The organism is Opitutaceae bacterium TAV5 (genome assembly GCA_000242935.3).
Classification (GTDB): Bacteria; Verrucomicrobiota; Verrucomicrobiia; order Opitutales; family Opitutaceae; genus Geminisphaera.
The window spans coordinates 2,416,552-2,429,939 of sequence record CP007053.1; the positions used below are offsets into that span (position 1 = coordinate 2,416,552).

Annotated in this window: 4 protein-coding genes; all 4 read left to right on the top strand. The window is 62.0% G+C overall.

Translation table 11 applies throughout. The features are described from left to right. Positions 1-359: 359 nt before the first annotated feature. The 4 genes from OPIT5_10625 to OPIT5_10640 are packed head-to-tail and all read left to right on the top strand — an operon-like array spanning position 360 to position 13,313. The gene (locus tag OPIT5_10625) at positions 360-563 is read left to right on the top strand and encodes a hypothetical protein (protein ID AHF90588.1); all 204 of its coding nucleotides are present in this window, start codon (positions 360-362) and stop codon (positions 561-563) included. A 20-nt stretch (positions 564-583) separates the two neighbouring features. After that, the gene (locus OPIT5_10630) at positions 584-6,064 is read left to right on the top strand and encodes a beta-glucosidase (GenBank protein ID AHF90589.1); all 5,481 of its coding nucleotides are present in this window, start codon (positions 584-586) and stop codon (positions 6,062-6,064) included. A 2-nt stretch (positions 6,065-6,066) separates the two neighbouring features. Then, positions 6,067-6,975 (top strand): hypothetical protein, encoded by a 909-nt coding sequence (locus tag OPIT5_10635; protein AHF90590.1) that lies wholly within the window; start codon positions 6,067-6,069, stop codon positions 6,973-6,975. Continuing rightward, the gene (locus OPIT5_10640; protein ID AHF90591.1) at positions 6,972-13,313 is read left to right on the top strand and encodes a type IV secretion protein Rhs; all 6,342 of its coding nucleotides are present in this window, start codon (positions 6,972-6,974) and stop codon (positions 13,311-13,313) included. Before OPIT5_10635 ends, OPIT5_10640 begins: the two co-directional genes overlap by 4 nt. The last annotated feature ends 75 nt before the right edge of the window (positions 13,314-13,388 follow it).

Here is a 13,388-nt window from a genome sequence, read left to right on the forward strand (position 1 = left end):
GCGCTGTTGCCCGATCCCCGCTTCCGAACCGGCTGGCCGCGAAGGGGCGCAGAAATCCTCCTGCCCGCCGGGAGTCTCCCGCGCATCTATAGATGCGATGGAGGGTTTGATGCGCGGCTTGTTCTTTTGCGCCCTTTCGCGGCAATTTTCTCAGGTAGCAGCGAAGCCGGGTCGGATCGCTCGTGGTGAAATCCGGCGGTGGTGAAATAATGCAAATCAATGGAACTTTCTGCGAGATCTGCAATTTCAATTGACGGCTCATGAGCCATCCGGATAGATATAGTCTCGTTCTGCCAGCCATCTGCGAATCCTCCGTAGCTGGTTTTCTCTTACAACCTTCAGCCTCAACTGCCACTCCCATGCGAAATTTGTCCCTCTACGCCGTGCTGTCGGCGTGCCTGCTTCCCTCCACCCTTCTGGCCGACGAACCGTCCCGCGGCACGGTAGTTATGGTAAGCTCGATCGGAATATGGGTTGTGTTTTCTTCGGTTTTCATGATCCGGAAACGCCACCGGGAAGCCGCAAGCGCAACGGATACCGCCAAGCCCGATAAGAAATCCTGAACTGCGAAGGGGACCTGACGATGAACAGGACGGGAATTCGCAGCAGGTTGCCCCGGGCAACCGGACTTGTCACGTCCATTCTGGCCGCACTCGGCCTCGCCGTTTCGGCAACAGCAGCCACGGTGCCGTTCATCGACGATTTCGAGACGGCGGGCGGCTACACGGCCGGGCCACTGTCCGGCGAGGGAGGTGAGCATCCCTGGACGTTTGCCGCGCCGCTGTCGGCGGAGATTGTCACGGGCGGATTTTCCGGCGAGCAGGCGCTGTCGCTGCTCGGCAAGGGCTGGCTTGATTTTACGCCGGAAAACCCCGGGCAGTACCCGGTCACCTGGATCGACTTCTACACCCGTCCGGTGTTTTCGCCGGTCGAGGCGCTGCCGAAGCTGAAAAACCTCAAACGCGCCGCGGCGACCGGCTTCGTGACGGTGGAAACCTCCGGAGAAATCTACGTCGTCAACGGCGACGGCGAGGGTGGTGGGGAATGGATCGCCACCGGCCACCGCGTGTCGCTGGCGACCGACGACAGCAACCGTTCGGCCAACTGGCTGCGCGTGTCATACCGTCTCGACTACCCGTTAAAACGCTGGGACCTGTTCGTCGACGGGCAGCTTGTGCTGCCGAACCTCGCCTTCCCCGACAACACGCAGACCGGCTTTTCGCAGTTCTCCCTGCGCGGTGACGAGGAAACCGCCGCGTTTCTCGACTATTTTTATGTGGGCGGCGACAACCCGCTCTATGCCGATACCTCGGGCGACGGCATTCCCGACTCCTGGCTGATCGCCCACGGACTGAGTACCGCGATCAACCAGCGCGACCTCGATCCGGACCGCGATGGCCTGAGCAACCTGCAGGAATACCTGCTCGGCACCGATCCGACGAAAGCCGACACCGACAACGACGGCGTGTACGATGGCCGTGAGGTGGCCCGCGGCACCGATCCGAAGACCGTCGAAACGCATCCGCTCGGCGCGGTCCCGTTTGCCGACAGTTTTGAAGCTGACGCGCCCGACGCCTTTGCCGACGGCACCCGGCTCTGGCAGGTGACCGCCACCGGAGAAAACGCCGCGGTCGAGGTTCTCTCCTCGCCGACCCCGCTGGCCGACGGCGGCAGCCGCTACCTCAACCTTGCCGGCAGCGGCATCCGCGTGGAACGCAGCTTCGCTCCCGACCCCGCTTCCGGAAACAACGACCAATCCGTGTGGCTCGACTTCCGGCTCCAGGCCGCTCCGCGCCGCGAGGCCCCCGCCATCCCCGCCGATGTGGCCGCAGTCTTTTATGTCTCCGAGGAAGGTTACCTGATGGCGCTCGACGGCGACGGAGCTGGCGGCGGCGTCTGGCACGGCCTGGTCCCCGTCACTGCGGGTAACTGGCACCGGATCACGTTGCGGCTCGACTACACCTCGCAACGCTGGTCACTCTGGCTCGACGGCGTCCGCTACGGACAAAACCTCGGCTTTGCCCGTTCCGTTCCGTTCTTCTCCGGCTTTGCCGTGCAACACAGCGAACGCCCTGCGAATCCCGCCGCGCTCGATGACTTCCGGGTGACGATTGGCGCAACCGTAGCCGATGAACCGGCCGACCTGGACAACGACGGCGACGGCCTGACCAACGCGCAGGAACGCGCCCTCGGTACCGATCCGGACAATCCCGACACCGATGGCGACGGCATCCGTGACAACATGGAAATCGCCCTCGGCCTCGATCCACTCTCGCCGGAAGGCATGATCGCCAAACTCGTGGATGAAGGCAACGGCACCTGGGCCTGGCGCACGCAGTTCTCCACTGCCGAAGGTTACGAAACGGGCCCGCTCGACGGCCAGCTTGGCTGGCAGGCGACCGGAGCGGCTACCGTCACCGGCGAGGAAGCCGTCCTGCACGCGCCCGATGCGGACACACCCGCCACGCTCGAACACGTGATCGGGGCCGGCGGCATCGACCGCGTCTGGCTCTCCTTCCGGGCAAAACTCGAAGCGGGTCGCCTGCCGGATCCGGCGTCGATCACCGGAAAAGTCTCCAGCCTCTTCGGCTACTCCCGCGAGGGTTTTATGTCGATCTATGATGCGGCCACCGGCAAGTGGGTGGAGCACGATGTAAAAAATCTCGTGACCGCCGCCGGGGAGTGGAACGACTACACACTGTACCTCGACTATCGCGAACACCGCTGGCTGCTGGCAGTCAACGGCCGCCTCGTGGCGCGCGACATCGGATTCCGCGACATCGGCCTGACGACGATCGCGCGCATCCGGATGATGCAGGAAGGCAGCGACCGCGAGACGCCACACGAGGCCCGCTTCGACGACATTGTTGTCAGCAACACCGAACCGGCCGGCCTCGACTTCGACGGCGACGACCTGACCAACGAGGAAGAACGCCTGCTCGGCACCGATCCCTTCAACGCCGATACCGACGGCGACGGCATGCCCGACGGCTGGGAAGTGATTCACGGCCTCAACCCGCTCGACCCGAAAGACGCTCAACTGGATACCGACGGCGACGGTTTTTATAACCTTGTCGAGTACCGGTTCGGGCTCGATCCGCAGGTGGCGGACGGCGCGCTTCCCGGTTACGCGCACCTGGCACAGTGGAACGGCATCACCGGCAGCACCGTCAATCTGCTGACCGCCGACAGCCGGTTTGTCGATTCACCCGACCTGCGCACGCTGATCGACAGGCTGGAGCTCCCCAACACCCCGACCCGGGGCACCAACTACGGCACGCGTATCCGCGCCTGGCTGCTGCCGCCGGCGACGGGCGACTACACGTTCTGGATCGCCGGTGACGACGAGTGCGAATTGTTATTGTCCACGGACGAAACGCCCTTCGCCCGTCGCCGCATCGCGTTCAACCAGGGCAGCACCGGTTACCGTTCCTGGACCACGCGGGCCTCGCAGCAGTCGGTCGCGATTCCGCTTCAGGCCGGTCAGCGCTATTTTGTCGAAATCCTGCAAAAACAGGGAACCGGCTCGGATCACGTCTCGGTGGCCTGGCAGATTCCGGGTACAACGACGAAAGCGGTCATTACCGGCGAATACCTTGAGGCCTTCCCGCGTTTTGCGGATGACCAGGACGAGGACGGCCTGTCCGACACCTGGGAGAGCGCGCACGGGCTGAGCACCACCAGTGGCAGCGGGATCAACGGGGCCTATGGCGACAAGGACAAGGACGGCCTGTCCAATTTTGGAGAATACCGGCTCGGACTGCACCCCGGAAAAGTGGATACGGATGGCGACGGTGTTTCCGATTACGCCGAACTGGAGTTTGGCACCGATCCGCTCGATGCGGACTCGGCGGTGACGCTCGGTGCGCCGGCGCCTTGGCTGGAGGGCAGCATCGGCGGCAAGGCGTTCCAGCATGTCGCGCAGTCGGAGGGGCGCGTGTTCCTGTGGACCAATGCGGGCACCTTCAGCGGCAAGTCGGACGCCGGCGGCATCCTTTACCAAACCGTCACGGGCAACTTTTCGTGTGACGGGGCGGTGCATTTTGCCGACACCACCCGCACCGATCTGGAAGGCGGCATCATGGTCCGCGCCTCGCTGGACAAGGATGCGCCCTACGTGGCTCTCACCCGCAACCGCTCCTCCGGATGGCTCATCCGCTACCGTGTCGCCAAAGCCGGCCGGGTGACCAGCGCCGTAACCGGCGGCGGCACTTCGCTCGACTACACGCACTTCGCGGTTCGCCGGCTGGGAACGGTTGTTTCTCTCTATGCCCGGACACGCGGCGGAGAAATGCGCCGGGTCGCCGATTGCCCGGTCAGCTTCGACAGCGAGCAGGCGCTGGTGGGTTACGTCGCCTGGGGATCCTCGACGGCATCGCCCGGCATCCTCGGATTCACGCCCGGAACCGTGGAGCAGGAGACCTCGTCGGACGGCATGCCTGCCGATGCCGGACTGACCACCTTCGATTCGGTCCGGTGGATGCACGAATGGGACGGTCTGGCCGATCCGGCCACATCCGGGACATCGACCCACGTTCCGACGCTGGCGGAGTTGCTGGCGACCGGAGTGCCGCATGCGGTGGCCGCGCAGGTTTCGGGTGCATCTGTATCCGGGAAAGTCGGCCCCTGGCATGCGTCAACGGACGGAAGTGGAGCGATCGAGGCGGAAGACCGTCGTGGCGAACTTTCCTGGCAAGTCGATCTTGCCGGCAGCGGGCTGCTCCTGCTCGATCTTTCCGTCCGGGAGGCCCGGGCAGAAAAGGCCACCTCCTCGATCTTCCCGCTGAAACTCTTTGTCGATGGCCGGTACATCGGAACCCGGACCGTCACCGGTGCCACCGGAGGCGTTACCGCGTCGGCTCTCTGGTTCACTCCCTGGCTCGGGTCGGGCACGCACACGGTGCGCCTGGTCTGGGACGGTTCCCGCACGGGACCTCGCCTCCGCGTCAATGGCCTTGCCCTGCACGCCATCGGCGGAGCGGACGAGGATGGCAACGGCGTTGCCGACTGGATCGACCGCCGCCTGCGGATTTACAACGGCATCGATGCCGGAGCGGACGACGCGACCGTGATCGAATCCCCCGTCTCACCCGCGCCGCTCGAGGGCCGCGCCCGCTGGCCGGAGGCGGTCACCCTGACCGCTGGCGGGGAAAACCTCGCCGTCTCTGCCGGCGCCGGCTACCGCTGGTTCTCGGAAGCGCCTCTGGACCGCAACATCGCTACCGTCCTCGACTATTCCGGAGAAAACGGAGGCGTTGCCGGACAGCTGGTCGTGCGCTGGACGCCCCGCAATGTGCTGGCCGGCGGCACGGTGCACCTGCGCGCCGGGTCCAGGCTGCTTGTGGCCGTCACTCCGGCCGATCCGCAGGCAGGTGATGTGCCCTCCCTGACCCGCGACGGTGCTCCCGTTGCCCTGGATGCGGCCGGAACCGCCGAACTGGAATTTTCCTCCGCCGGCACCTTCGTGCTCGCAGGCCGGGTGCTCCCGGTCTCCGGCCAGGCCGCAGAGGCGACCACCACGGTCAGGGTTTATGACGCCGGATTGCCGGTCATGCCCGGGCTCGTTCTCCGCGAGCGGGTCATGACCCGGCCCACCCTGGCTTCCGGAGTGGTGCTGGAAGCCGATCCCCGCCTGGGCCTGGTCACCCTGCCGACGGACAGCAAGCAGATCGCCTGGCAGGCAGAGGACAACATCATCCACCGGATCGTGGCTCGCGGCAGCGAGGACGGACCGGTTCTCGCCGCCACCGACGCTCCCGGAAGCGCGATTTATACCACGATCGACACCTACACCCGGCTGGTGGAAAAATACGAGGACGGCACCCGGGAGGTCGAGGTTCTGGTCATCCTCAGCCCGGTCCGTCCCGATCACGGCGTCCGCCTGGATGTCACCGTGGCCGGCGTGGTGTTTGGCGACGGCAGCCGGACGCTGCTCCTCAACGCGGATGACTTCGATGAACTGGGCCAGGCCAAAGTTCGCCTGCTCAAGCCCCCGACCGCCACCACGTCCGTCTGTCACCGCACCCAGCTCACCTGGCAGGGAGCAGTCATCAGCGCAAAATAGCCATGAGGATGAAAAGAACGGCTCTCCTTCTGGGCCTCATCGTGGCAGGCGGTGCGGGCATGCTGGCCTGGTGGCATTTTGGAAAACAGGTCCCGGCAGGGGGCACGACCGCTCCCGCACCGGCGGCAGCCTCGTCTGCCCGCGAGGCGGGAACGACGCGGCCGGTCCTGGCCGTGCAGGAAGCGGTGTCACTGCCGGCGGACTGGCGCGTGAAAGCGGCCGCGCACCCCGCCCTGGCTGTGATCGTCGACCCGTCGCAGCGGCTTCCCCGGCGTCTGGAAACGGTCGCGCAATGGCTGCAATCGCCGGTCACCCCGGAAGAGGTCGTCCTGTGCGCTGCATTCCTGTGCTCGCCGGTGCCTCCCGGAGCCGGTCCGGAGGACCGTGAACGCGCGCTGCGCAACGACCTGCTCAACGCCCTGCGCAGCCGTACGGCCGAAACGGCGGGAATCCTGGTGCCCGTTCTTGCCGCCCAGGCGGGCGACCCTGCCCAGGACGAGGGGCTGCGCACCTACGCCGTCCAGCATCTGGCCTCCTGGGTGCCGGACCTGCCCGCCGACGAGCGCCAGGTGGCGGAACAAACCCTCAGAAAAACCCTCGCGACAAAAGAAGCCGCCCACGCCGGCACCGCCCTGCTCGGGCTTCACGATCTGTCCGGCGCGGGCCTGCTCGCAGGCTCCTTCGACACCGCCTCCGAAGCCCGGCGCATGGCGCTGGACGAACGCTGCGATATCCGCTCGCGCCTCACGGCCCTGGCTCTCTGTCGCCAGACCGGCGTCGTCGATCCGCGCCTTGCCGACATGGCCCGCCAGTGGATTGCCGATCCCTCTGTCCCCGAGGTCGCCCGCCGCGCGGCCGGGGCCTTCATCTCCTCTCTCTCTGCATCCTCTTCCGGAAATCCCTCATCATGAAACGCCATCTTCGCCATTTCCTGCTGGTCTCCCTCTTCTGGCACCTGTCGTTTGCCGCCAACGACCAGAACCCCTGCACGGAAGAAAAAGAGGGCTGCGAGGTCACCAAGGCTCCGGTGCTGAAGGTCTCAACCCCGGAAGGAGGGGAAGTTGTTCCCGGTACGACAGTCACCCGGACATTCAATTATTATATAGAGCCTGGAGAGAAAATCACCAGAGACGGAAATTGTGAAACCGAAGAAGAACCTGTCACCATAGACGGAACCTTGTTGAGCCCGCCCGCCAAAGACGCAGGCGGATTTGTCCCTTGTGAGCCGGGAGGAACCTTTACAGTGAAATCACCGACTGCTCTCGGGACTTACACGGGTTGCAATGGCAATGTGGGCCTTCAGCTTCCTGAAGGGAAAACAGAGGTTACCTTTACTATCAAGGATTTCGATATCCGCTTTGACAAGGTTACCAAGAGGGAGGAAATCAATCGTTTCCCCAGTGTATCTGTTGCTTGGGATGGAACGTGTCTGGACCGCGTTGTTTACGCTGTGACAAGAGGGGAACAGAAAATAAGGATTCAGACATGCCCGGTATATAAGGAAATCCCGGAGGGAGAGCCGCAATTCGAACCGGAGCCATACACCACAGAGGAAGAATTTGAACGGGTTCCGGGATCGGATTGCACGATTCCTTCGGCAATATCTTTCCGGGAATCCGGGGGGCCTGAATATCGGAAAATTGCATTGAACGGACTTCCGCTGCCGGATAAAAAGCCCCAATACAAAGAAGAATCGGACGAGGCGGACGAAGAAACCTTTATCGATCCGATCAACCTGAGCCTTCACCATGACACGACCGATATTTATATCCCGCTCCCGGCCACGGAACTCTACTTGGGGGTAAAACGCAGCGTTCGTCCCGAAACGTGGCGTCCGTCGAAAGATCTCCGCCCATCCGAGTTTCTCGGCAAACCGTTCGGCCCCAACTGGGCATCCAACCTGTCGGCATCCATTCGCTTCAACCGGGACGGCGATCACGAGTATGTGTATGTAACCGACGACAACGGACGTGAATTTACTTTTTTGCAGGCCTATGTATGGGAAACCGGTGAACCGGGCTCTACGGACCGCAAGGCGACACATACCGAACCTGCGCCGACAGAGGTGCAGGGAAAAACCGTTACCCGCATGTTTATTCCTCTGATGGCGACAACGGACGATCGGCAGACGGCCTTGTATTCGCTGATCCAGCAACCGGACGGGGTTTACCACTTCAAGAGAAAATTCGGTTCATTGCTTGTTTACAAACAGGCCGTCAGTCAGTCGGTCCCTTCGGGACGTGAGGAAGCCGGGAAAACCTATGCCTATGCACGACTCGAGTCGGTGGTGGACAGATACGGAAATGCCCTCGAATATACTTATGCTGCAGCTACTGATCTGATCCCCTCCAAAATCCAGTTTGTTCAAGTGGATGAGAGCTGGCCGACACATGTTATCGGCGGCTCGTTGCCAATCCCCATCAACAGGGGTCCGGCGATCCTGATCTCCATGAACAGCCATGGGTATGTGGAGTCGGTCACCGACCCGCGGGGCAAGACAGTGACCTACGGTTACGAGACTTTTAACTATACCAATCCGTTTGAACCCGCCGTCTATACCCATCATCAACTTGTTTCCGTCACTGCTGCCGATGGCGGCATGAGCCATTATACCTACAGCTTCTTCGGAGACAGGGATGCCCAGCATCCATGGGATCTTTCCCGGGCCGGTCTTCAGCTGGAGCTGGGGTCCATCTCCGATCCTCTCGGGCAGGCCTTTACCTTCGCATATACCCAGAATCATACCAATACCTGGTGGCATTCCGACGACGGATACGTCACGGTGACCGGTTTGCCACTCCTTGTAACCGGAATCACCCTGCCCGACGGCAACACCACCCGGTTTTCTACCGTGGCGAACCGGTCATTTCAGCAAGACTGGAATGATATCGCTGCCACCCGAACCACGACGGTCATTGATGCGGACGGGAATAAACGGGTTTATGAATTCTCCGATCCGCAAAGCGAAGCCGTTCGCGAATGGATTTCCGATCCCGGTTTTGAAGCGCCTCGCATGATTTTTTACCGTCAGTCACAAATCAGGAGTTATTCCGGAAGCAGCCTGATTGGGGAGGAAACCTATCGTTTTGCCCCGTCCGCAGGCATGGCGCTGGCGGAAGCGACCGACTTTAGCGGCAACCGGACGGCATTCACTTACGATGACCCTTTTATATATTATGCAGGCGGCAGTTATAATGTATCGGGAACTGTAATGACTTCGGGGTACTATGCCGACCCCACCACCCAGACCGACGCGTTCGGGGGTGTGAAGCGATTCACCTACGGCCCGCACCGTATCATGACGGGCATAACCGACGAGAACGGCGTCAGGACTCTCTACGAGGTGGATGCGATGGGACGCCGCCTGAAGGAGCAGGTCATTCCTGTCGGCAATACCACTCCTGTCCAGGAAACCGCTTTTGCCTACGAATCCGCGACCTTCCGGGGATTTGTCACCCGGAAAACCGTCAAAAAACTGTCCGACACCGCCTCCTGGGTTACCGATCTGGTGGTGCAGTATGTTCCCGATGCCACCGGACGCCTCTGGAAGGAGATTGTCGATCCGGCCAACCTGGCGCTCACGACCCTCTACACCTACGATGCCAACGGCAACAAGCTGACCGCGACCGATCCCCGCGGCAACACGACCGCTTTCGAGTACGATGACCGCAACCGCCTGAAAAAGGTCACCTATCCGGGCGGCCCGACAAAAACCCTCACCTACGACGCCCGCGGCAACAAGACCTCGGAGACCGACGAGAACGGCGTGACCACCCTGTATGCCTATGATGCGCTCAACCGCGTGACGACACAGACGCTGGTCATGGGAGGGACCACCCCCAACCTCGTCCGCACCTTCACCTACAACGCCCTCAACTCCCGCACGTCCGAGACCGACCCGGAGGGCCATACCACCGCCTTGGCCTACGACGCGCTCCAGCGCCTGATCACGAAGACCGATCCGCTGGGCGGCGTCACGGCTTACGCATATGGCGCCAATGCCGGGGGCACCGTGTTCGACACCTCGGGCTGGAAACCCACCCTCGCGACCGATCCCCGCGGCTTCCGCACCGAAGTCGCCTACGACAAGCTCTACCGGCCGGTGCAGGAAAAGGCCGAGTACCAGACCGGCGTCTTTGCCACCACCACCAAAACCTACGATGCCGTGGGCAACCTCACTTCCGTGACCGACCCGCTCGGCATGGTCGCCACCACCACGTACGACGCGCTCCGCCGGCCGCTGACCGTTACGGAAGCCGCCAACGTCCCCGCGCTGGCCGCCACCACCACGAAGAGCTACACCAGCACCGGCCTGGACTACCGGACAGTCGATCCGCTGGACGGTGAAACCCTCACCGACTACGACGCCGCCGGCCGGCCGGTCAAGGTAACCGGCCCGGCAGTGACCGGAGGACGCCCGGTGACGCTGACGGCCTACGACGCGGCGAGCAATGTGTCCACCGTCACCGATCCGCTCGGCCACACCACCGACTACACCTGGGATGTCCGCAACCGCCGCACACACGAGATCCTGCCATCGGTCACCGATACGACGACCGGGACCGCCTCGAGGCCCACCCGGATCACGACCTACGATCCGGTCGGCAACGTTGTTGCGGTGAAGGATGCGCGGGGCGCCACCACCACGACCGACTACGACGCTGCCCGGCGACCGACCCGGGTGATTGCACCCGCCGTGACCGCCCCGGGCGGTGGCACGGTGACCCCGACCACCGTCACCACGTACGACAAAAACGGCAACATCCTGACGCTGACCGACCCGAACGGTCATACCACGACCAATACGTACGACGCGCTCAACCGGCTGCTGACCACCACCGACGCGGAAGGCATCACGGTGACCAACGAATACGACGCGGCGGGCAACCGCACGGCGGTGATCGACGGCAAGAGCCAGCGCACGGAGTTCGGTTACGACGGGCTGAGCCGCAACACCACGACGAAGGATCCGGCCGGCCATGTCGTCACGTTGTCCTACGACGCAATGAACAAGACCGCCCGGGTGGATGCCCAGGGACGCCGGACCGAATACACCTACGATACCCGGCACCGGCTGACCGGGGTCAATTATGTAGGCCGCACGCAGGACAACCGGAGCTACACGTACGACAAGATGAGCCGCATCCTGACGGTGACCGAGCCGGGCAAGGGCGGTATCGCCGACGTGGTTTATACCTATGATACGCTCGGGCGGATCCTTTCGGAGAAATCGCACGGGTTGACGCACCTGTACACGTACGACCTTGCGGGGAACCGGACGAAGGTGATCTACGGGGGCACGGGCACGGTGCTGAATTCGACCTACGATACACTGAACCGGCTGGCGACGCTGACGGAGGGAGGACGGCTGACAGCCTACGGATACGACCTGAACGGGAACCGGGCAAGACTGGTGCTGCCCAACGGGGACACGACGGTAACGCAGTTTGATGCCTTGAACCGGCAGGTGGCGTCGCAGACGACGCGGTGGGGAGGATCGACGGTGCTGGTGGACCTGACGCAGGCCTATGACGCAGTGGGCAATCTGTGCGTGCTGACGGAGACGATGCCAGGCACGGGGCTGAGCACGCGGACGGTGACCAACAGCTACGATGATGCCAACCGGCTGACGGGCGAGACGGTGGAGGAAAGCACCGGGAAGGTAACGGTGACGACGTACGATTACGACGACGCGCACAACCGGCTGGAGAAGACAGTCGCGGTGACGGTTGGGGGGACGACGACCACCACGGTGACGACCTGCACGTACAACACGCTGAATCAGGTGCTGACGGCCACGACGGGAGCGGCGGTCATCAGCTACGCCTACGATCTGGACGGGAACCGGGTAAGCCGGAGCGACGGGACAGGCTCGGATACGCTGACTTGGGACTACGAGAACCGGCTGGTATCATTCACGAAGGAGACAGGAGAGGGAGCCGGAGAGTACACGTTTGTGTACGACTACCGGACGCGGCGGGTGCAGGCGGGAGCGCCGGGGACGAGCGGGGGATTTACGCGGTTTGTGTTTTCGGGAGGAACCGGTGTGCAGGAACGCGATTCCAGTCTGCCCAGCGGGGTTCTCGTGGTGGAAAACATCCGGGGGAGCGACTGGGGGGGCGGCGTAGGGGGCCTGCTGTACACGCTGCGCAACAGCACCCCTGGCTACAACCACTACAACAGCCGGGGCGACGTGATCGCGAAGACGAACGACAGCAGCACGTTCACCTTTGCGGCGCAATACGAGGCCTTCGGCGACATCAGGGCGCAAGTGGGCAGCAACCCGGATCGCCAGCGGTCCAACACCAAGGATTGGGATGTCCCCGGCTACGTGAACGAGGGCTTCCGCTTCCGCGATCTGGAAACCGGCAGCTTCCTTTCCCGCGACCCGCTCGGGTTTGTGGATGGACCGAACCTGTATGCTTACGTCGTCCAGAATCCGTGGACGAAATTTGATCCAGAAGGACTCAAAAAGAAGAAAGACTACGAAGCAGATATTAGGCGTGCATACAGGACTGCTGAATTAAAACAATCCAATTATATTAAAGAACATAAAACGCTTTCCGAAAAGGAAAGCAAACAGTATGATCTATTCGGGAAAGTAAGCGAGGCATGGACTGAGGCAAGTGCTCAAATAAAAGAAGCACAGGAAGAAATCAGGAGAATAGAAGAATCCGCTAAGGTGATATCATTAGTCAGTAGGATTGATGTATCTAAAGTTGAGCAGTTTTTGGATGACGATAGCGCATTGTATGCAGACAGCCGTACGCTTATCATGTCTGGTATTGTCGCTGAAAACGTGGCTGCCTATTATGGGGGAAAACTGGCAGGAACTATAATAGGGCAAGTTGTTAAGCGAATCGGGATTGTAGCCACACGCCAAGCCGCAAAGAGTGTAGGCAGCGGACCTGCCCGCGGATTTATCGAGGTAAGTGAATCCTATTCTTCTGTTAAGGCGGTGAAGAATTTCCAAGGCAAGGGCACCGACTTCGTTTTTGACCCAACCACCAAGCGATTTGTTATGGGCAATAATGAATTAGGCCACACTGGCATTGCTCGCGTCATGGGCGTGGGTGAGGCGCAAGAAGCTCGAATTGTTGGGGGACGAATCTTCCGGCAGGACGGAAAGCTAATAACAAATGAGCACAGCGGGCATTTTGGCCATCAATGGACGGACTCAACGCGCGCACAGTTCCAATCCTTCATGGATGAAATGGGAGTTGGTTCAGCACACTCCGCAACGTGGTGATCAAATGAAGTCCGAAGATATTATCTCTAGCGTCCTCAGTAAATGCGGCTCACTCGACTTCGTTTCGTCGCCTGA

What these genes read in the sequence shown, in the direction of transcription:
- OPIT5_10625 (AHF90588.1), top strand. Translation starts at nt 360, where the DNA reads ATGCGAAATTTGTCCCTCTACGCCGTGCTGTCGGCGTGCCTGCTTCCC.
- OPIT5_10640 (AHF90591.1), top strand. Translation starts at nt 6,972, where the DNA reads ATGAAACGCCATCTTCGCCATTTCCTGCTGGTCTCCCTCTTCTGGCAC.
- OPIT5_10630 (AHF90589.1), top strand. Translation starts at nt 584, where the DNA reads ATGAACAGGACGGGAATTCGCAGCAGGTTGCCCCGGGCAACCGGACTT.
- OPIT5_10635 (AHF90590.1), top strand. Translation starts at nt 6,067, where the DNA reads ATGAGGATGAAAAGAACGGCTCTCCTTCTGGGCCTCATCGTGGCAGGC.